The 20653-nt window shown below is 43.4% G+C and carries 17 protein-coding genes; 11 read left to right on the top strand and 6 right to left on the bottom strand.

Annotated elements, in window-relative coordinates:
* Positions 1-191: 191 nt before the first annotated feature.
* A complete protein-coding gene (locus tag F6K51_RS29305) occupies positions 192-3107 on the bottom strand; it encodes a COR domain-containing protein (protein WP_293026838.1) in 2916 nt (971 codons plus the stop codon).
* 435 nt (positions 3108-3542) lie between these two features.
* Between F6K51_RS29305 and F6K51_RS29310 the strand changes: the two genes are divergently transcribed.
* Together F6K51_RS29310 and F6K51_RS29315 are read left to right on the top strand one after the other, a co-directional pair.
* The gene (locus F6K51_RS29310; protein ID WP_293026841.1) at positions 3543-3668 is read left to right on the top strand and encodes a hypothetical protein; all 126 of its coding nucleotides are present in this window, start codon (positions 3543-3545) and stop codon (positions 3666-3668) included.
* Positions 3669-3833: 165 nt separating this feature from the next.
* Positions 3834-4655 carry a tetratricopeptide repeat protein gene (locus tag F6K51_RS29315; protein ID WP_364303745.1) on the top strand — a complete coding sequence of 274 codons (822 nt, stop codon included), beginning with the start codon at positions 3834-3836 and terminating at the stop codon, positions 4653-4655.
* A gap of 144 nt (positions 4656-4799) precedes the next feature.
* Here the strand turns inward: F6K51_RS29315 and F6K51_RS29320 are convergent, their stop codons facing one another.
* Entirely contained in the window at positions 4800-5201 is a 402-nt protein-coding gene (locus F6K51_RS29320) for a response regulator (RefSeq protein WP_293026847.1), read from the bottom strand.
* Positions 5202-5869: 668 nt separating this feature from the next.
* Here F6K51_RS29320 and F6K51_RS29325 point away from each other — a divergent pair.
* Positions 5870-8401, top strand: coding sequence for a DNA topoisomerase (ATP-hydrolyzing) (locus F6K51_RS29325; protein WP_293026850.1), 2532 nt, complete (start codon positions 5870-5872; stop codon positions 8399-8401).
* Here the strand turns inward: F6K51_RS29325 and F6K51_RS29330 are convergent.
* Positions 8370-9086: a response regulator transcription factor gene (locus F6K51_RS29330; RefSeq protein ID WP_293026853.1), complete on the bottom strand. Its 717-nt coding sequence runs from the start codon at positions 9084-9086 to the stop codon at positions 8370-8372. The genes F6K51_RS29325 and F6K51_RS29330 overlap by 32 nt on opposite strands.
* Before the next feature lie 218 nt (positions 9087-9304).
* Between F6K51_RS29330 and F6K51_RS29335 the strand changes: the two genes are divergently transcribed.
* A complete protein-coding gene (locus tag F6K51_RS29335) occupies positions 9305-10645 on the top strand; it encodes an adenylosuccinate synthase (protein ID WP_293026856.1) in 1341 nt (446 codons plus the stop codon).
* 139 nt (positions 10646-10784) lie between these two features.
* Positions 10785-11384 carry a 50S ribosomal protein L25/general stress protein Ctc gene (locus F6K51_RS29340; RefSeq protein WP_365940334.1) on the top strand — a complete coding sequence of 200 codons (600 nt, stop codon included), beginning with the start codon at positions 10785-10787 and terminating at the stop codon, positions 11382-11384.
* A 328-nt stretch (positions 11385-11712) separates the two neighbouring features.
* Here the strand turns inward: F6K51_RS29340 and F6K51_RS29345 are convergent, their stop codons facing one another.
* Complete coding sequence (locus F6K51_RS29345) at positions 11713-11862, bottom strand: hypothetical protein (protein WP_293026859.1); 150 nt, start codon at positions 11860-11862, stop codon at positions 11713-11715.
* Positions 11863-12176: 314 nt separating this feature from the next.
* Here F6K51_RS29345 and F6K51_RS29350 point away from each other — a divergent pair, with 314 nt between their 5' ends.
* Positions 12177-13202 (top strand): adenosine kinase, encoded by a 1026-nt coding sequence (locus F6K51_RS29350; protein WP_293026862.1) that lies wholly within the window; start codon positions 12177-12179, stop codon positions 13200-13202.
* On the opposite strand, the gene F6K51_RS29355 is transcribed toward F6K51_RS29350, so the two are convergent.
* Positions 13199-13366, bottom strand: coding sequence for a hypothetical protein (locus F6K51_RS29355; RefSeq protein WP_293026865.1), 168 nt, complete (start codon positions 13364-13366; stop codon positions 13199-13201). The genes F6K51_RS29350 and F6K51_RS29355 overlap by 4 nt on opposite strands.
* A 494-nt stretch (positions 13367-13860) precedes the next feature.
* Here F6K51_RS29355 and F6K51_RS29360 point away from each other — a divergent pair, with 494 nt between their 5' ends.
* The 4 genes from F6K51_RS29360 to F6K51_RS29375 all read left to right on the top strand — a co-directional run bounded on the left by F6K51_RS29360 (position 13861) and on the right by F6K51_RS29375 (position 16768).
* Positions 13861-14049: a hypothetical protein gene (locus F6K51_RS29360; protein WP_293026868.1), complete on the top strand. Its 189-nt coding sequence runs from the start codon at positions 13861-13863 to the stop codon at positions 14047-14049.
* A gap of 186 nt (positions 14050-14235) precedes the next feature.
* Positions 14236-14559: an excalibur calcium-binding domain-containing protein gene (locus tag F6K51_RS29365; protein WP_293026871.1), complete on the top strand. Its 324-nt coding sequence runs from the start codon at positions 14236-14238 to the stop codon at positions 14557-14559.
* 703 nt (positions 14560-15262) lie between these two features.
* Positions 15263-16207 (top strand): serine protease, encoded by a 945-nt coding sequence (locus tag F6K51_RS29370; RefSeq protein WP_293026874.1) that lies wholly within the window; start codon positions 15263-15265, stop codon positions 16205-16207.
* A 159-nt stretch (positions 16208-16366) separates the two neighbouring features.
* Positions 16367-16768 carry a hypothetical protein gene (locus tag F6K51_RS29375; protein WP_293026877.1) on the top strand — a complete coding sequence of 134 codons (402 nt, stop codon included), beginning with the start codon at positions 16367-16369 and terminating at the stop codon, positions 16766-16768.
* Between the two features lie 160 nt (positions 16769-16928).
* On the opposite strand, the gene F6K51_RS29380 is transcribed toward F6K51_RS29375, so the two are convergent.
* On the bottom strand, positions 16929-18596 hold the full coding sequence (locus F6K51_RS29380; protein ID WP_293026880.1) for an ABC transporter ATP-binding protein: 1668 nt from the start codon (positions 18594-18596) through the stop codon (positions 16929-16931).
* Positions 18597-18788: 192 nt separating this feature from the next.
* Here F6K51_RS29380 and F6K51_RS29385 point away from each other — a divergent pair, with 192 nt between their 5' ends.
* Positions 18789-20318, top strand: coding sequence for an efflux RND transporter periplasmic adaptor subunit (locus tag F6K51_RS29385; protein WP_293026883.1), 1530 nt, complete (start codon positions 18789-18791; stop codon positions 20316-20318).
* Positions 20319-20653: the final 335 nt, after the last annotated feature.

The raw sequence follows: 20653 nt of genomic DNA on the forward strand, positions 1-20653 counted from the left end.
GGTGAACCTGGCCTGAAAACTCTCTGGCGAGGGCAAACGACCTTCTACCATTTGTTTGAAGGTTCACAACTTGCTTCTACATCCTAGTCTCTATCACCGTTTCGACTACTTTTGCCTAATGGATAGCTTTTTTAAGGGGGATTTAGGGGGATCTCCGAGGCAAGAAGACACGCCCTAGTATTGCCTTTTTCTCAAAATATCTTACTAATCAAACCTGGTAATTCCTTACATATAGTAACCATATTAGCAGTAGGAGACAAAGCAGCAGCAATTCTGATTAGCATTTTCATAGCCTTGTTGGCTATTTTCTTCACAGCACTATCTTCGGAATTAGTTAAAGAAGAAGCGATGTCTTCAATTTGTTCTAGGGCTTCTGCTTTGTATTCGTCATCCAAATCTTCTGCTAAGACGGCGCTTTGCAGTTTACTGAGTAATTCTTTCAGTTGTTTTTTATCAGACTCAGCCTCAGACTCAAAGCTAGGTAACTGGTTGATAGTATTGGTAACGTCACTATTATCACTTAATAAGTTAAAAACACCATTACCACTATTTATAACTTTAGCTTCGCCCGACATATTCATAATGCGACGGTTATCGTTGGTAGTCACTGGTTTATAATCTCCATAAATATTACCGTGTTGTGCTAAAATAAAGACTGATTGTTTAATATCGCCTTTAACGTCAATTAATTTATTACTAACTTGTTGATTGTTAGATACTAATTGGTTCAAATCTATTATATCATCAATTAAACTCAGAACATTCACCATCTGATAGCTTTGTTGACATTGAATGGTGTATTGCTTATCTGCTAGAAATTTTCGCAAGCTTTCAAAGGGATAAGAGTGTGGCGACTGACTGTCTTTACACGTAGGACAATTGCAAGGTATTAACTGATTGTACTTCAATCGCTGATAAGAAGCATTAATTTTATCTAGTTCGTAAGCAACTATGCTCAATAATCCCCGCTTATCTCTACCAGCTACCCTAATCTTAATCTCCCGTTTACCGTAATATTCAATCACTTCAGCTTTGGTGTTGTCCTTAGTTAAGATGACCCCACTTTTCCAAACGTTTTTTTGTTGGTCAATATACTGGTGCATCACCACAATCAAGCGAGTGATAATACCCTTGGGCATAAAATCATGATAATCGTAGCGTAAAATCAAATTGTGGGATCGATCCCAGTTATAGTCTGGTTGGTTATCGCTGAGGAGTTGAGGGGCGATAAAGGTATCTTTGCAATCAGGAATTTCATAGCAAAGTTGAAATTTCTTCATTAGTTCTAGTAATTCTCCTCTGGTAGAGGCATACTTGTTGTCTTGCCAAATACGTTTTAAATCCTTGCGGGTAAACTTTCCTTTGTTATTTTTAACGTTAGGATTATCCAGCACTTTGTAAACCGCATCGGTCGCCCATTCTGGTTTAAGAATGACTGTTTTATATAACAACGAATCTTCTTGATCCTGGAAATGAAGACATATGCCTAAATCGTGGAGATATCCGCTTAACTGTAATTTATCTTCTAGTATAGTAAATCCATTGTCTTCACAGATCTCTAGATATTCCTGAAGACATATATAATTACGGGAATCCTTTTCTAACGCTTGACGCACCATTACCCAGGTTTTCGGTAATGGTTGTCCCACGTGAGGTAAATTTTGAATGTAATATTGAATAGCAGCGATAATCTCTGCTAACCCTCGGTTAGTTTTGAGGTTAGTAGCCAGAGTTTCTTTGAGATTGGTAAACTGTCCTCGCAAAGCACTTTCGTTAATATCCTTTCGGCGGTCTTGTTTCTCGTTTTTAATAATCAACAGGGGGCTATTATCACTTAATTTTTCTACACTATTTAGCCAATAATAAAAATCCGTATCTTCTTTCCGAGTATCCGCCACTAAAGTATAGAGAGAACGTTTAGTCAAGAAAAACTGATGGGTAGCATGATAAATTGCTTGCCCGCCAAAATCCCAAATATTAACCTTAAATTCTCGTTCCTGATCTAAAGGGAAACTCCATTTAATAACATCAATGCCTTCTGTAGACTTTTGATTGGCTTGCAGTTGGTATTGGGAGTCTTGAATTTTTTTAGCTAAACTAGTTTTGCCTGCTCCGGCCTCGCCGACAATTAATAACTTAGCTTCATAGATATAAGCTTCTCCTTCTTCCCTTAATTGCCGAAAATATTGTTTAATAGAATATATCCCTCGACGAGCCACTTCTGGCGGTGGCACAACCAGGGAATTTTTCGATAAATCTAGCTTAGTTAAATTGGAGAGATTTTCAATAGAGTATGGGAGACTTTCTAGTTGATTATTATATAAGCGTAGACTGGTCAAATTGGATAATTTTCCAATAGAATGTGGCAGTTTTTTTAGTTGATTATGATAGAGATCCAGCTCGAGCAAACTGGATAAATCTCCAATAGAATTTGGTAGTATTATTAATTGATTATTCCATAAACTTAGATACTTTAAATTAGATAGTTTCCCCATAGATTCCGGCAGGTTAGTTAGTTGATTACTCTCTAAATTTAGAACGGTTAAATTAGAGAGATTACCAATAGATTCCGGCAGGTTAGTTAGTTGATTACTCTCTAAATTTAGAACGGTCAAATTAGAGAGATTACCAATGGATTCCGGCAGGTTAGTTAATTTATTGTTTTTTAAATTTAGAACGGTTAAATTAGAGAGAGTTCCAATAGATTCCGGCAGGTTAGTTAGTTGATTATGCTCTAAGTTGAGGTCTGTCAAATCGGAGAGATTTCCAATAGATTTCGGCAGATTATTTAGTTTTTCGCCAATGCTTGAACTAGATATTTTTAGGTTGGTTAAATTTGAATTTGAAAGATTACTATAAGATTCTAGTAGTTCTTCTATTTCCTTATAGCTAAAATATAATAGGTGAAGTGTTTCGAATTCAAAAACTTCCTCCGGAATCTTGTTTGTCGATATAAATGGTTGGGCTCGATGTGAAACTAAATTAACGAAAAAATTTACTATTTTATCAAGAACTAATGGCTTCTCAAGCAATAGTTCTTTAACATTGTTTTTTCTGGCTATTTGGATGTCTAATCGCAAGCTTTTTGTAACAAAATTGTCGTTCATATAGGAATTGTTATTTGGTTTAGCTAGTTTCGTTCTGGGTTATCAGCTTATGGGCTGAGGTTTATGTTAAACTGCTCGAGTTGGGTAGCAATAGACCCAGGCTGAAGCCTGAAGGCTTACCCTGAGTTTTAGGGATCAGGGACTTCAGAAAAGGGCAGTCGGAAGTGGCAAAAAATCTTGTGTAAGTCATAGTTATTATAAGCAATATATTATCCCTGACCCAACAAATCTATTTTAGTGTTTCCTATAGAAAAGTGATGTGGCATCACTGGTTAACTGCAACCATAAGTATTTATACTCAAAAACTTTGCTGAAAGAATTTCCTTCTTTGATTCAGCAATGGCAAAATTGGGCATTGCCTAAATGCGGGATGATTTGAATAGTTTTGTGAAATGGGCATCTTGGTGAAATGAGCATCTTAGTAGAATAGGCATCTTGATAGAATGCGCATCTTGTGTGGAATGGGCATCTTGCCCGTTTCCAACACCCCCGACTCCCGACTCCCGACTCCCGACTCCCGATTCCCGACCCCCCCACACTTACCTTGGCCGGATCCTCTAGGATGACAGATGAAGCAGGAAAGTCCTATCGTGAGGGTAAAGCTAGAGCTATACCCTTCCGGATTACTCTCAGTAGTTGCCTAACCTGTAGATTCACTTTAAGCTAATTGTTCTTTGAGGCTGTACCGTGCCTAAATCTATTCCATTACTATCTATTCTTGTTCTGATGGGTTTGATGAGTTGGTCAGCACCAGTGGCTGGACAAGCACTCATTCCCTATACCCTAAAATTGGATTCAGAGGAACTCGAACAGCAGGGCTTAACTCTGGCTCAAGAAGCCATTCAGTTAGTCCGCTTTCAACAATACGACCTGGCCCTGCCTAAGGCCAAGTTAGCCACTCAACTTGCCCCCAACATCTATCAAACCTGGTTTATCTTGGGAACGTTGTACGTACAGTCCCAGGAGTTGGATCAAGGCATTGAAGCCTTGCAAAAGTCTTTCTCTCTGGCACCAGAAGAGGCTGGAGTGCTGTTCACCTTGGGGTCAGCCTATTTTCAAAAAACTGAATATAGAAAAGCGATCGCTCAGTTGAAAGCGGGTTTAAAACTCAAGCCCGATGTGCCAGAAGCCCTGTTTGACTTGGGTAACTCTTACTATATGCTGAATCAGTATACTGAAGCCATCGATGCTTACAACAAAGCTGTTGCCCAAGACAAAAACTTTTGGCCAGCCATCAACAACATTGGGTTGGTGAACTATGAACAAGGGGATGTGGAGAGTGCCATTAAACAATGGGAAGCAGCGATAGGGATTGATAAAGAGGCCGCAGAACCTCAACTTGCGATCGCTGTGGCTCTGTATGCCCAAGGGGATATCGAAAAGGCACTATTAATGGGAGAAGCGGCAATCCGCCTAGATAGCCGCTATGCTAACTTAGAGTTTCTTAAGGAAAACCTGTGGGGTAAGCGCCTGCTTTCTGAAACCGAAAAGTTTCTGGAAAATCCCAGAATCCAAGCCACCATTATCCAGAGTCAAGGTCTACCCTAAGCAGCCCAACTCCACCTGTCATGGGTGACTCCTAAAAACAGTGCTTGATCTCCATCAATTGCCAATAGGGGAGGGATCGCAACCAAATATGGGCAATCATCTCAAGGGGGGTGGTTTAAGATTGGCAATTTTCAAGAAAGGAATTTAATTGTCCTGGGGCAATAGAGCGATGATCTGATTAACAAACTGTTGATGGTCAACAACAGGTTTGGAGATGTAGTCATCGGCACCACTTTGCTTAAGGAAGTTTTCTCGATCCCCTTCCATCGCATGAGCAGTGACCAGAATAATCGGCAGTTGGGACGTTTCAGCATCAGCCTTAAGCATTTGGGTAATCTTAATGCCGTCTACTGATTTACCCTGATAAACACTATGAGCTAGGGAAACATCCATCAAGATAATGTCTGCCTCCCCAGCTTGGGCTATCTGCATTACTTCTTCTACATCTTCAGTATGCTTTACATTCAAACCGCCCCGCTTACTGAGAATCTTGGAAAAAACACGAGCATTAATCGGATCATCTTCGACAATCAGAACGGTTTTCATGGGTCTTGGATCAAGAGTGTCATTTTTGGCAAAAGTGTCATTTGATCATAAGTTTGACAGGGAATCTGTCATGTTGCTATTTCAAATGCAAGATGTCATCTTCTCAAGTCTACTTTCCCCAAATGCTTAGCTAACTAGTAATGTTCATGGGACTGATACAGGTGATAGGCGGCTTTTTACCAGGCAAGCTGACGCTCCTGGAAAAAGCCTTCCCTAACTGCATCCAAACCTAGATTATAGTGTCTTGGGGACAGTGGGCACAACGACTTGTTAGAAGCGAAGCTTCTGGCTGGGTTTTCCTTGAGCCTATTTCTTTGAGTCGTGCCCATAGTTATGCTTGGCAAAACCCACCACTATCTTAAGGCGGGAAATCGGCTTTGGAACCAGATGCTCAGATTTTATGTAAGCATTCAGCCGTCAGCCGTCAGCTTATTTTATTCAATAGCTGAGAGCTGAGAGCTGAGAGCTGATAGCTGATAGCTGAGAGCTGAGAGCTGATAGCTGATAGCTGAGAGCTGATAGCTGATAGCTGATAGCTGATAGCTCAAGAAGAAATTCTCTTGTGCTGATCTTTGCGATCTTTTCGAGTACCGTAGCCTTAACGAGCGTGCAATTTCCCTATACCCTAAACCCCAACACCCTGTGGTCAATTCCTTGGAGGATTTTTGATGGCAAAACAGCTGAACCTAATGGGAAACAGTAATGTCATTCCCACAGCCCTACATTTGGAGATGCAACGGTCATATCTTGAATATGCCATGAGTGTGATTGTGGGGCGTGCTTTACCTGATGTCCGTGATGGGCTTAAGCCCGTACATCGACGTATCCTATATGCGATGCACGAATTAGGGTTAACCCCAGATCGACCATACCGGAAATGTGCTCGTGTGGTTGGGGATGTGTTGGGTAAATATCACCCCCACGGTGACCAAGCGGTGTATGAAGCGATGGTGCGGTTAGTCCAGGACTTTTCCACCCGCTATCCCCTCCTGGACGGTCATGGCAATTTTGGTTCGGTGGATAATGATCCACCAGCAGCCATGCGTTACACTGAAACCCGACTTTCTCCCGTGGGCGCTCAAGCCCTATTGTCAGAAATTGGGGAAGCAACGGTTGATTTTATCGACAACTTTGATAGCTCCCAGCAAGAGCCAGTGGTACTCCCGGCACAATTACCAATCTTGTTGCTCAATGGTTGCTCTGGCATTGCTGTGGGCATGGCAACCAATATTCCTCCTCACAATTTGGTAGAGATAGTAGATGGCTTGATTGCTCTGATTGACCGTCCCGATTTAGCAGATGAAAAACTCTGGAAATTAATTCCCGGACCCGATTTTCCCACTGGGGGGGAAATTGTGGCAGCTGAGGGGATTCGGGATGCCTATACTACCGGTCGTGGCAGTATACCCATTCGAGGCATCACCAAGCTTGAAACCATTCAAGTCGGTCGAGGGAAACGGGGGCAACGCAGGGCAATTGTAGTGAGTGAGTTGCCCTATCAGGTCCATAAAGCCGCCTGGATTGAAAAAGTGGCAGCTTTGGTCAATCAAGGGCGTATAGAAGGGATTAGCGATATCCGAGATGAAAGCGATCGCGAAGGGATGCGGGTGGTGGTGGAACTCAAACGAGATGCTCAGCCATCAGTGGTTCTCCAGCAGTTGTATAAGCAAACTCCCCTGCAAACAAACTTTGGTGCTATCCTGCTGACCTTGGTAGATGGACAACCCCGACAACTTACCCTGCGGCAGTTGTTAGAATCATTTATTAGCTTCCGAGAACAGACTCTAACCCGCCAATATACCTATGAGCAGTCCCAGAAAGAAAGACGTCTTCACCTGGTAGACGGGTTACTGGCTAGCCTCAATCAGCTGGATGCCATGATTGACATTCTCAGAAATGCTCCTGATGGTACCACCGCTAAGCTTTCCCTGCAAAATCAGTTAAACTTAAGTGAAATCCAGGCTGACGCAATTCTGGCCATGCCCATGCGACGGCTAACTGGCTTAGAACGAGAAAAGTTAGAGACCGAGCGTGAGGAACTTTCCCAGCGCCTGGAACAGCTGCAACAATTACTCAATGATCGGCGGGAATTGCTCAAAGCCCTGAAGAAAGATTTGCGATCGCTTAAACGGAAGTACGGTGATCCTCGCCGTACCCTAATCAACTCTATTGCTTCCACTGAAGAACAGCAAGAACAACCGATAGCTCCTCAACACAAGAGTAAGAAATCTGCTCAACCCCAAAAAACTCCTGATACCCTACCTAATGCTCCAACTGAGCCAGAACAAACACTTCTAGAATTTACCTACCAAGGGTATATACAGCGGCAAAGTGCCACAACACAGCCAAAATTACCGAAGTCAATTAAACAAGGGGAGGACTTTGTAGTTGAGGCTCAGCTGTCGCTCACTACACAAGAATTAATGGTAATCACTGCTTCTGGCAAAGCCTACCCAGTCAAAATTAGAGATATTCCACCAGCAGCTGGACGCAAGCAGGGCATTCCCTTGGTAAAGTTGCTGCCAACTTCGGTTCAATCAGAAACAGTTGTGGCTCACTTTAGGGTGCCAGATGACTTAGAAAACTTCACCCTAGTTTTGCTGACTCACCAAGGTAAAATTAAGCGTGTATCAGTGTCTGAGTTGACCAAACTAACGAACCGTGGTATGTTGCTTACCAAGTTCAGAAATGAGGATCAGCTACAGTATGCTAACCTATCTACTACTACAGCTACACAAGTGGTGGTAGCAACCAGCAATGGACGGCTGTTGCGCTTTGAGATTAATGACAAACAGTTACCGATTATGGGACGCAGTGCTCAAGGAAATCAAGCCTTGCGGCTAAAGGGTAAAGAAAAGCTGGTTGGCTGTGTTGTTTTAGGGGAAGAGGAAAACCTCTTACTGGTGTCTGAGCAGGGGTATGGAAAGCGCCTCCCCGCGCAGGCGATCAGGTTGGCTAATCGGGGAGACCTGGGAACTCAAGCGCTACAGTTTAAGACCGCTAAAGATGCTTTGGTCAGCATGGTCACCGATTCCATCGCCAATGAGGTCATGGTAGTCACTTCCGTTGGCGGTAAGCGTTTAGCAATGGAATCGGTGCCGATTTGGGGAAAAGATGGCACAGGGGATCCCATTGCCCAACTCAAGGCAGAGGAAAAAATCATTACTGTTACTCCTCTGGTTCAGGAGTTAACTGTTTAACTGGTTCAGGAGTTAACTGTTTAAGGCGATAGCCCACACTGTGAACAGTTTCAATCAAATCTCTGGGTGCGCCAGCTAATCTCAGTTTGCGCCTCAAACTTTTGATGTAAGCGTTGACCGTCTCCTCTTCGGGAGGGTTTTCAAAAGACCAGACGTGCTCGATAATTACACTACGAGTCAGTACCCGCCGACCGTTGCGCAGGAAAAATTCGAGTAAACTATACTCCTTACGGGTAAAGTGGATAAGTTGGTGCTCATAGCTTACTTCATAGGTACTCGGGTCAAGACGCAAATCGCCCCACTGAAGTACTGGTGGTGCGATAGATTGACCTCGGCGCAGCAGAGCCCGAATCCGAGCGAATAATTCTGGTAAGTCAACTGGCTTAACTAGATAATCATCAGCCCCTGCATCTAGACCCTTGACTTTATCATTAGTGTTATCGCGACCCGTCAACATTAGAATCGGGATTTGATTGCCTTGGGCTCGCAATTTTCGACAAACACCAAAGCCATCAAGCTTGGGCAGAGTCAGATCTAGCACCATCAAGTCATAATCAAGCATTTGGGATTGCTGGCAAGCAACTTCCCCATTGGTAACCAGATCAACCACGTAACGTTGGTTGGTGAGGGCTTCGGATAAATTTTCAGCAAGGAGAATATCATCTTCCACTAACAAAATTTTCATTGTAGAAGTAGTTTTTTGTTAAAAATGACTGATAAGAGTACATAGGTAAAGTCTAAAAGAGATTGGAGTGGCGATTCTACGTCAAGACTAACTTATGTTACTATCGTTCCTCTCGTTCCTCCAGTTTCTGCGTAGATCAGCAACAGTAAAGTTGACAGCAGTCACAACCACTGTTCATAATTATCAGGTGGATAAACTTTAGCATTCAAAATAAACCCTTGGCTAACGTTGTTGTAATTGGTGCCCAGTGGGGCGATGAAGGAAAAGGCAAAATAACAGATCTGCTGAGTCGTTCAGCAGATGTAGTCGTCCGTTACCAGGGGGGCGTCAATGCTGGGCATACGGTTGTTGTTCAAGGTCAAACGTTTAAACTGCATCTGATTCCTTCTGGAATTTTATATCCGGATACAGAGTGTATTATTGGTTCCGGTACAGTTATTGACCCAGAAGTTTTAATTGCCGAACTTGACCAACTTGAAGCACTGGGCATTTCCACTAAAAATCTGCTGATTTCAGACATAGCCCATGTCACGATGCCTTATCATCGATTGATTGACCAAGCATCGGAAGAGCGCCGGGGTAGGCAGAAAATTGGTACCACTGGTCGTGGCATTGGTCCGACCTATGCGGATAAATCAGAGCGTGCTGGTATTCGGATCATTGACCTGATGGATCCGGAAGTATTGGTAGAAAAGTTAACCTGGACGATTAATTATAAGAACGCTATTTTAGAGAAGCTCTATAATCTACCGCCGTTAGACCCAGCAGTTGTGATCAAGCAATACCAGGAGTATGCTGAACGGCTAGGCTCCTATGTGGTCGATAGTTCCTTGAAGATTTATGAGGCGATTGAGCAAAAACGCAATATTCTGTTTGAAGGCGCTCAAGGGACACTGCTAGATTTAGATCATGGGACGTACCCCTATGTAACCTCTTCCAATCCGGTTGCTGGTGGAGCTTGTGTGGGTGCTGGTGTAGGACCGACAATGATTGATCGGGTGATTGGTGTGGCAAAAGCTTACACAACCAGAGTCGGAGAAGGACCGTTTCCCACAGAGATTCACACTCGAGAAGGAGAGTTACTTTGTGAGCTAGGATCAGAATTTGGGACAACCACCGGTCGCCGCCGCCGTTGTGGCTGGTTTGATGCCGTCATTGGTCGCTATGCTGTTCGGATTAATGGTCTTGACTGTCTAGCGATCACCAAACTGGATGTACTCGATACCTTTGAAGAAATTAAGGTGTGCGTCGCCTATGAAATTGACGGTGAAATCAGTCGGGAATTTCCTAGCAGTACTAGCGTGTTTTCCCGATGCCAGCCGGTTTACAAAACCCTATCCGGTTGGCAAAAATCTACTGCTGAATGTCGGTCTTTAGAGGATTTACCCACCGAAGCCTTGGATTATCTTAAATTCCTGGCAGAACTGATGAAAGTTCCCATTGCAGTGGTTTCCTTAGGAGCCAGCCGCGACCAGACAATTATTGTGGAAGACCCAATCCACGGTCCAAAGCGAGCACTATTGGATGCTAGCGGTACACCGATAACTTCGGGAGTTTGAGGGGGTCAGGGTGTCAGGGCGTCAAGGCGTCAGTCGGAGAGTTTGAATTTCAGTAGTTTCCGATTCGATTCAACACCCTGACTTACGATTGAGGTCAGCACCCCCCTCGGTGGCGGAATCGACCGGTAGCTGACCAGTAATGGCCATTAAATTGGCTATATTATCTCGAAGAGTTAAATTCCTACCGATGAATGTTACTGTAGAATGTCAAAAGCGACCAGAAGGTAGTAAGCCGAGAGCCTTACGCCGTTCTGGCTTGATTCCCACCGTACTTTACGGTCACAATGGTGCAGAATCTGTATCCCTAACTATGACGGCTAAAGCAGCAGAAGACTTGCTTAAAACAGCCTCGGTTAATAATACCCTGATAGAGCTCTCTATTCCTGACCTTTCCTGGAATGGTCCAGTGCTCCTGCGGGAGATACAATCTCATCCTTGGAAAAATTCCCTTTACCACCTCAGTTTTTTCTCGGTGGCTTCTCAAAATAAAGTAGAGGTTGTTGTACCTCTGAAGCTAGTGGGAGAATCCGTGGGAGTTAAGCAAGGTGGAATTTTGCAGCAAAGGCTTACAACAGTGAAAGTGCAATGTCCCCCAGATAAAATTCCCGAAACCATTGATATTGATATATCAAATTTGGAACAGGGTAAGATGTTCTACATTAACGAGTTAGTCTTGCCAGAAGGGATCCAGGTTATGGATGATCCTAAATTAAGTGTTCTTGCTATCACTTCTAAATAAAGCGTTGCACAATACAGGTAAGCATTAAGCTATCAGCCGTTGGCTGATAGCTTACCTTAAAGGGTGCATGTCAGTTTTGTTAATCCCTGATTCAGATCCCCCGTTTCCCTTAATAAGGGGGACTTTTCAATCTAATTCCCCCCTTTTTTAAGGTAGGGCTGTTTCAAAGAAAAATAAGTTAACGAGAAAAGGAGATAGGGGGATAGGGGGAACCCACCCCTAACCCCGACCAGGAGGGGATAGGGAAATAGCTCAAAATTTTCCGAAAAATCCCCAAATTTAGTCATTAAAATCTGACTAATTAGCCGGCTTCAATCAACTCAAATGACTAACAATTCGTGATTCGGCTTTTGAGTATGGTTAGATAAATTTGGCCAAAATCACGACTATTCGCGCTCCTTATTCCCCTCCTGGTCGGGGTTAGGGGTGGGTCCCCATCTCCCCATCTCCCCATCTCCCCATCTCCCCATCTCCCCATCTATTTTTGGCGAGAATGAAACAGCTTTTTTAAGGGGGGTTAGGGGGGATCTATGTACCTAATTACAAAGTTGACATGCTCCCTACCTTAAATCATATTTTGTTAATTGCCGATTGACCACTGATAATTTTCACTAAGAATTTTCAATGTTCAATTTTAAATTGACGAATAATGTTCCATGATAAGTATTGAACCGAAAACAATATCATTACTTGAGAAAGCAATGATAGGTTGGTTATATTTGTCTGATTAAGCCAGGGGAGAGTTAAAATTTCCCTGGATTTTTTGTGAATGATTAGTTGGATTGGAAGAAAATGACAGAAAACTCTCAACAGTCAAGACCTATTGATGTCTTTGGTGTCGGAAATGCTTTAGTCGATATTCTGGCACTGGTGGATGATGATTTTATCCGGGAACATGACCTGAATCGAGGGGCAATGACGTTGATGGATGCCCAAAAGCAGGCTATGATTCTACAGAATCTTGAGCATCAGCATGTGTCTGTGGAACTAAGCTCAGGAGGCTCGGCTGCTAATACTATGATTGCGATCGCTCAAAGTGGTGGTAAAGGCTTCTATTCCGGTAAGGTCTCTAGAGATACCAATGGGGAATTTTACCGACAAGACCTATTGGAGGCAGGGATTCACTTTGATGTGCATCCAGCTGAGCTATCTAGTGGTCCAACTGGTACCTGTGTGGTTCTAACTACGCCTGATGCTGAGCGTACTATGTGTACTCACCTGGGAGTGTCTACTACTTTGGCTCCTACTGATATTGATGTGGAACGACTCAGCCAATGCAAATATAGCTACGTTGAGGGCTATCTCTGGACGGGAGATGACACTCGCAAAGCTTGTATTGAGGCGATGGAACAGTCCAAGCTTAAAGGAGTAAAGAGTGCTTTTACCTTTTCCGACTTCTTTCTAGTAGAGAATTTTGCTGATGATTTCCGTAACTTGATTACAGATTATTGTGATGTGGTCTTCTGTAACGCGGCAGAAGCACGCCACTTCTGTGGAGTGGAATCCTTGTCTGATTGTGCTGGTAAAATAGGCGAGTTAGTGGATACAGCTTTTATCACTGATGGCCCTAATGGTTGTTTAGTGGTGGAAAATAAAACAATTTTCCAGGTGCCTGGATTCCCAGCTAAGGCCGTGGATACGGTAGGAGCTGGTGATGCGTTTGCCGGTGGTGTGTTGTTTGGACTCACCAATGGTTTGACCACTAAGCAAGCGGCACGTTGGGGAAACTATTTTGCTTCAAAAGTAGTACAAGTTCATGGTCCGCGTCTGGAGGGATCTCAGGCTGAGTCGGTCAAGGAAGTTGTTGGTAGCGATTAAGCTATTGTGCAAACGCAGTTTTCAATTGGGTTAGGTACTTTCTTCTTGGGTTTTAGGGAGCAGGGAGTAGGGAGTAGGGAGTAGGGAGTAGGAGTAAGAGTATGGGGAGTGCTAGATCCGGGCGTGGGGAGGGGCGGAGTCGAAAAAAATTCTGTGTACCTCACTCGTGATCAAAATTGCTATATTTAATTCGCAGCTTTTGATCATTTAACTTGCAACTGTTAATTAATTGCTATTTGTTAACAGTTGCAAGTTTACTGTTTATTTAATTAAAGGGTTTCTCATAGTAATAAGGTACACAGGATTTTTTCCTTATGCTCCCCCTATTACCTATTACCCATTACCCATTACCCATCACCATTCCCCATTCCCCATTCCCCATTCCCCAGATAAGCGTACTAATGTTGCTGCATAATTGACATGCTCCCAAGGAAACAGTCTGTCAAGTCGGGCGATCGGGGGAGAAATCCTAGACAAGTGGCGCGGGACAGAAAGTATTAATTGTGAAATTAAGAAGCCCGCGCTGTAACCAAGTTCAGCGCCGGGAGTATGTCACATGCTAAGTATGACCCACTGGCTTTCCGATAATTAGCGATCGCAAAAGCCAACCGCTACCAGTTACCGATACAAAATATTTACGCTCTGCGCACCAGAAGCTGTGTTATGCGTTCGCGTAGCGTGGCCTACGGCCAATCGCTTATTCTCTCGTCGTGGGGATGTGTCTGATGCTACGGTTGATTTGCTTAAAGGTCAACAGGCTGGATTTGAAGGGTTTACAGAAGAGGAACAATCGTTGGTGATTAGGTTGGATACTAGTCAGGATTGGGAATCCCAGTTGTTAAAGTAAGAAGAATGAACAAGGCATCAAGTATCAAGTATCAATTATGAAAGGTTAAGTATCAATTATGAAGGGTTAAGTATCAATTATGAAGTATGAAGGGTAAGAGCATCTCAATTAGGCTTGACACAAGGAGTTAGAAGAATCTAATCTATGGTCAATGAAACTTGAACTGAGAACTTGAATCATGTAATCATGATCCATACTGATAATAAAAATAACAGTCACAAATGGGAGCGATCTGATGTTATCGCTGCCTTGGCTTTAATAGTATCAATTTTGACTTTTGTATTTAGCTCTTCAGGACAGAGAGCACTATGTTCCATTGGACTTGAAAATGAAACCTGTCCTGAAATACCACCTTGTGTTGTGGGTACAGGTGATACTTGTAATTGCGCGGATTTTCAAAGTCAAAGACAAGCTCAATTATTACTGGAAACCTATCCCGGGGATATTCACAACCTTGATGGTGATCAAGACGGTATAGCTTGTGAGAAGCTCTTAAAAATCCAAAACTAAAGATGTACTTGGATGACTTACTTAGGCGTTTGATTGACTTCAGGTTATAGCCAAGGTTCAGAAACACCTGTTACCCAAGAGCTGGCGACCAATGCCAGTCGTTCATCTAGTAGTTTATCGATTACGTGGCCATTCAGGTTCGCTCGCTGTACGTGATTCTTATTCTCACAGGGCTTATCTAAGGATATAGGGGATATAGGGGATGTATTTACAAATTGTTAAGCTGTAGGTGTTGATGCCCTAATGTGTTATAGTTAAGTTGTAAAGAAAAATACAAATATGCGCTTATTATAAAGAAAAAAAGTTATTTATAATAAGGAATCAAGGTCTTCTTTGTGGTATCAAAGGCGAAAAACATCTATCATGCCAAATTTTAGCTAAAATCAGCAATCAGCTATCACGTTCTTGAGGGTTGGGTTGTTCAGGATAACTGATGTACTCCCGTCCCTGAGTTAAATACCTAAGTTTTCCTTGATTAAACAATTGACTATATAGCACTACCCATTCAGATTAGGACATTCCTAAACTCCGAAACGTAAGTAATCGCTTACTTTTGACTTCTGACTTCGTTCCTTCTGACTTGCGCGTAGCGCTATAAGTACCCTTTCGGGTACTGTCAAGCCTACTGCAACCTTGCGATTATGTACATGGAAAGAACATTCAATTGAGTTCTTGTTAGTAATTAATTGTAAGGATAATGGTTATGTCAGAAACTGAAATAGTTTCCAATCAAAGCAACCAAGCAAAGGAAATAGAACGGGAGGATCAGCAGCTCCATGAAATCACTTCCAGCGAAACTCAATCCCAGTCAATAGATATCGAAGACCAATTTGAGGGAATGATGGGTCGCGGTGAAATCGAACCAGTACCCAAATTCAATAAATCCCGAGCCCTTAATGAGGGTTTTGATTTCCAGGAAAGAATGTTGGTCACAGAGGATATGGAAAATCTTCCAGATGCTGGTGCTGGAGAATTCCAAAGGCCGGAGTCAGTATGTGGTAGTGACGACCGCATCCGCATTTCTTCACTTACTAGTATGCCCTGGCGATGGATTTGCCAGTTAATCATTACCAAAGCTAATGGGAGGCGGTCTCTGTGTACTGGCTGGTTTATTGGACCACGGACAGTAATGACTTCTGGACACTGCGTCTATAGCCATAGTGCTGGTGGTTGGGCCAGGAAAATTGAGGTCTTTCCTGGTATTGATGAAAACGAAGCTCCCTTGGGCTCCCAAGTTAGCACATCCTTCCGCAGTGTAAAAGGCTGGACACAAGAACAAGATGATGATTTCGACTACGGAGCAATTATTCTACCGGATGACACCCTAGGGAACCGAGTCGGCTGGTTCGGATTTGCCAATCTATCCGACGACTTACTCACAAATCTACTGATAAATAACTCTGGCTACGCTGGTGACAAACCATTTGGCACACAATGGTTCAATGCTGGTCGAATTACCAGAATCAGTGGTCGCAAGCTCTCCTATATGCTCGATACCTATGGCGGTCAAAGCGGTAGCCCAGTCTGGCGCTTGCAAGATGGTCAACACCATGTAGTGGGAATTCACGGCTATGGTGGCTGTCCTAACAGTGCTGTCCGCATCACTAAGTCTGTGTTTGATAATATGTCGGCTTGGAAAAATGTCTAATATGTCCGGGACTAATCATCATATCCCTGAGCGGGTAATGGGTAATGGGTAATTGGTAATTGGTAATTGGTAATTGGTAATTGGTCGTTGACGATTCACTATGATTTTATTACCTATTACCAATCCCAAAGGTAAACTAACAAAGGACAAAACTGTCAGATGACTACTAAACTACAAATTCGTTTTAAGTATTTTGGTTTGAGCAGTCTGATTGGATTAAGCCTGCTCTTTTCCGCTTGTAGCGCTCCGCAACCAGACGTTCCATCGGAAAACAATCAGGGTAATAATCCAGATAATAATCCAATAGAAAGGTCAACTGATGAACAAATGATTATCGAAGGTAAAATTGTCGCAGTTATGGAAAGCTTCCCTCTACAGTTAAAGGTAGAGACGAAGTCTGGTTCCTATAGTGTACAACTTCTTTCCGATACCAAAATCACTCGTCAAGGAGAAACTGTTGACCCAGGAAAATTAAGTCCTGATCAGAAGGTTCGGATTAAAGGTCAGAGTTCTGGTTCCAGTAAGTCTGCTATGACTGCTCAAACTATTGAAATCCTTTAGTAAGCCATCAGCGGTCAGCGGTCAGCGGTCAGCTTTGTGGAACAGGCTTCCAGCCTGTGAAGCATCGGTCAGCTATCAGCTGATAACTGTTCGCGTAGCGTGGGCGTAGCGCATAAACTGATAGCTGATAGCTGATAGCTGACAGCTGAATGCTCAGAAATTACCTTTGTTTGTCTAACAATGGAGCTGCCTCTAGCAAAGTTCTAGTGTAAGGATGCTCAGGATTAGTAAACAGGTCATGAGTTGGTTTCTTTTCAACAATCTGACCTTTGTTCATCACAGCGATTCCATCACAGAAAAATCGTGCTACCCAGAGGTCATGAGTAATAAACAAATAGGTAAGATTAAACGCTTCTTTCAACTCCAACATTAATTCTAATACTTGAGTTTGGACACTAGCATCCAGCATACTCACGGGTTCATCACAAATCACCAAACTAGGATGAGTAATCAATGCCCGAGCAATAGCAACCCGTTGTTGTTGTCCTCCAGAAAGGTCAGCGGGATATCGATTGTAGTAATCCTCTACAGGCGTTAATCCTACTCGTTCTAGCATTTCCTTGACCTGGTTTTTTGCTGCTGTTGGATTAGCCGCTAATTTATGAATAAATAACGGATCGGCAATACTTTCTCCCACAGTCATTAAAGGATTAAGACAAGCATGGGGGTCCTGAAATACCATTTGGATTTGACGACGAATCTCTTGTAGAGAATGTCGATTGAGTTTAGCTAAATTTGTGCCTTGAAACTCAACGGTTCCAGCCGTAGGACGAACTAATTGTAAGATAGTGCGAGATAAAGTACTTTTGCCACAACCGGATTCTCCTACTAGTCCCAAAATTTCCCCAGGATATAAATCAAAGCTGACGTTATCCACAGCTTTGATAACGTTTTGTTCTTGAGATACCAGTTGCTGAATAAAATTGCTTTCTAAGGTATAATATTGCTTGAGATTGGTAACCCGTAGCAAAGGGGTAGGAATGGCAGAGCTGGAATTTCCCTCAGGGTCATGACTGTTATTGTGGTCTTTAACTGCCTGAAGATGTAGAGCTGCTTCTAAGAGCGATCGCGTATAGTCATGGTTAGGTTGCCACAGAATCTGTGCCACTGGCCCAGTTTCCACCATTTTGCCACCATACATGACCGCAATGCGATCGCAATATTCCCCAATCATGGCCAAATCGTGAGAAATCAGTAACAGTGCCATGTCCCGTTCTCGACAAGCCATTGTTAATTCTTCTAATATCTGTGCCTCTACCGTAACATCCAAGCTGGTGGTGGGTTCATCTGCTACAATTAGCTTGGGATTGAGCAACAACGCTAATGCGATCGCAACCCGTTGCCGCATCCCCCCACTAAATTCATGGGGATATTGAGAGAAGCGATTAGCGGGGATTTTCACCGCATCTAGAGCTTCTAATACTTTTGCTCTACTCTCACGTCGTGATAGTTGGGGTTGGTGAGCTTTGAGGGTTTCTAGGCAGTGTTCCCCTATAGTCATTAAAGGGTCAAGGCGAGTCATCGGGTCTTGAAATACTAGCGCTACTGCTTCTCCACGAAACTGGCGCAGCTGTGTAGGGGTTAAGTCAAAAACCGACTTTCCGGCAAACCTTACCTTTCCTTTTACTTGGGACCGTTGCGGTAACAACTGCATGATTGCTCGTCCCAAAGTAGACTTACCGCAGCCTGACTCACCGACTAATCCCAGTCGCTCCCCTGAATCTAGCATGAAGGAAACATCATCTACTGCCCAAGTGGGTTTTTCAAGGGATTGGCTCCTAGGATAGGCCACCTGCAAGTTTTCGACACAAAGTAGCGGTTCACTCATCGATTAAATTTTCCTCTCCTAAGAATATAAAAACTTTGATGGCATAACCATTAAATTTTTATTAAAATTTGTAAATCTAGAGTAATTCCTATCTAAGTCAACTGCTCTGATCGAGTTCATGAGGCCGTCAGTAGGATTGAGCAAAGTTATCCTATAAACATCTTTTTGACATCTTTTTGTCAGGGCATCACCATGGAACCTATAAATCCTCAAGTGTCTAATCACTATCAGCCAGAGTCAAATTCCCAAAACCAGGAAGAAACCAAAGGCAAATCCTCTGCATGGCTACTCACAGTCCTCTTTTTAGTAGGAGGTCTAGCGTTGTTGCAAATCTCGACAATACCAGAACCCCCTGTAGCCCCGACGAAAACTAAACAGATACCACCGCGACCTGTAGAAACTATTCCCCTAACCTTAGGTAAAGGAGTGAAACAGATCCAGTTACTGGGTGAAGTAGAGGCAAGTGAAAAAATCACGATTAAATCTCAGGTGGATGGTGTGATACAACAACTCAAAGTCCGAGAAGGCGATCGCGTTACCCCGGGAATGACCATTGCTATTCTTGATGGTGCTGACCAACAGTTAGCCCTAGCCCAAGCTAAGGCAAGGCTTGCTCAGGAAAAAAGTAATCTCGCTCGATTACAAGTAGGAACCCGTCCAGAAATTCTTGCCCAACGGCAAGCAGAACTGGATGCCGCTAAAGCTCGGGAACAAGAAGCAAAGGACAACCTTGATGGTATGATAGCCGTCCAACCCAATTTAATTGCCCAACGGCAAGCAGAACTGGATGCCGCTAAAGCTCGGGAACAAGAAGCAAAGGACAACCTCAAACGCATTGAAGCCTTAACTCTCGAAGGAGCTCTCTCTCAACGAGCAAAAGTAGAAGCCGAAAAATCGGCTGATGCAGCTACCAGTGAGCGCTTACGGGCTCAAGCTGCCCTAAGTGCAGAACAAACTAAAACCCAGCAAGAGATTGCTGAAGCCAAAAGTACCCTTGATGCCACCATCAGTGAGCGGTTGCGCATAGCAGCTCTGTTAGCGGAAGCCCAAGTCGGACCAACCCAGGAAGAAATTGATGCCCAGAAAGGGGTAGTAGCAGCAGCTCAGGCAGCGGTTGAGCAAGCTCAACTAGCATCAGAACGAGCCACGATTAAAGCGCCTACAGCCGGAGTTGTGCAATCCCGCCAGGTTGACAGGGGGAACTATGTGGAAGGTGGCGATGCCATCATTACCTTGGTCAATAATGCTCAATTCGATATCTTTCTAGAAGTGCCAGAACAGTTTACTAATCAGGTCAAACCAGGGATGTATGTGGAATTAACTGCACCGCGAAGTTTACCTAACTGGCAGCAACGAGCACAGATTACCAGCGTTGTGCCTACAGCCAATGCCAACTCACGGCGACAACTAGTAAGGGTAAATCTCAACAATCCCCCAAAAGACTTATTAGTTGGAATGGGAATTCAAGCCACCTTAGACTTACCCATTGATGTAGATCCCAGTTTTATTATCCCCCGTGATGCCATCATTAAACGAAAAAACCAATCCCTAATATATACCATTTCCCAAGACAAAGCACAACAGTTTACCGTAGAAATACTAGCGGACATGGGGGAAAAAGTCCTGATCACTAATCAACAATTACAAGCCAATCAACCCCTAGTTGTGTCAGGGGGTGAAGGGTTAAAAGATGGTTCACCAGTTAACATTACTAATCCTTAATTCCTAATTATCGGACCTCTTGCAAACCTCAAAAAACTTGTAGCACAGTGCGGAATTCAAAATTCAAAATTCAAAATTCAAAATTATTACATGTTTACTTATTCAAGGTTTAGTATATAAGAGTTTTGCTCTTTTTGAAAAGTATATTGATTTCCGCCGTGCTGTATTAGTCTCTAGAATCCTTCCCGATTTCCGATTCCCGATTCCCGATTCCCGATTCCCGATTCCCGATTCCCGATTCCCGATTCCCGATTCCCGATTCCCGATTTCCGATTCCCGATTCCCGATTTCCGATTCCCGATTCCCTATTCCCTATTCCCTATTCCCTATTCTTC

The organism is Moorena sp. SIO3I8 (assembly GCF_010692325.1).
Classification (GTDB): domain Bacteria; phylum Cyanobacteriota; class Cyanobacteriia; order Cyanobacteriales; family Coleofasciculaceae; genus Moorena.

Excerpts from the sequence above, each read along its gene's own strand:
- F6K51_RS29305 (WP_293026838.1), bottom strand. The coding sequence starts at position 3,107 with ATGAACGACAATTTTGTTACAAAAAGCTTGCGATTAGACATCCAAATA.
- F6K51_RS29315 (WP_364303745.1), top strand. The coding sequence starts at position 3,834 with ATGGGTTTGATGAGTTGGTCAGCACCAGTGGCTGGACAAGCACTCATT.
- F6K51_RS29320 (WP_293026847.1), bottom strand. The coding sequence starts at position 5,201 with ATGAAAACCGTTCTGATTGTCGAAGATGATCCGATTAATGCTCGTGTT.
- F6K51_RS29325 (WP_293026850.1), top strand. The coding sequence starts at position 5,870 with ATGGCAAAACAGCTGAACCTAATGGGAAACAGTAATGTCATTCCCACA.
- F6K51_RS29330 (WP_293026853.1), bottom strand. The coding sequence starts at position 9,086 with ATGAAAATTTTGTTAGTGGAAGATGATATTCTCCTTGCTGAAAATTTA.
- F6K51_RS29340 (WP_365940334.1), top strand. The coding sequence starts at position 10,785 with ATGGCCATTAAATTGGCTATATTATCTCGAAGAGTTAAATTCCTACCG.
- F6K51_RS29345 (WP_293026859.1), bottom strand. The coding sequence starts at position 11,862 with ATGGGGAGATGGGGAGATGGGGAGATGGGGAGATGGGGAGATGGGGAC.
- F6K51_RS29350 (WP_293026862.1), top strand. The coding sequence starts at position 12,177 with ATGACAGAAAACTCTCAACAGTCAAGACCTATTGATGTCTTTGGTGTC.
- F6K51_RS29365 (WP_293026871.1), top strand. The coding sequence starts at position 14,236 with ATGATCCATACTGATAATAAAAATAACAGTCACAAATGGGAGCGATCT.
- F6K51_RS29370 (WP_293026874.1), top strand. The coding sequence starts at position 15,263 with ATGTCAGAAACTGAAATAGTTTCCAATCAAAGCAACCAAGCAAAGGAA.
- F6K51_RS29375 (WP_293026877.1), top strand. The coding sequence starts at position 16,367 with ATGACTACTAAACTACAAATTCGTTTTAAGTATTTTGGTTTGAGCAGT.
- F6K51_RS29380 (WP_293026880.1), bottom strand. The coding sequence starts at position 18,596 with ATGAGTGAACCGCTACTTTGTGTCGAAAACTTGCAGGTGGCCTATCCT.
- F6K51_RS29385 (WP_293026883.1), top strand. The coding sequence starts at position 18,789 with ATGGAACCTATAAATCCTCAAGTGTCTAATCACTATCAGCCAGAGTCA.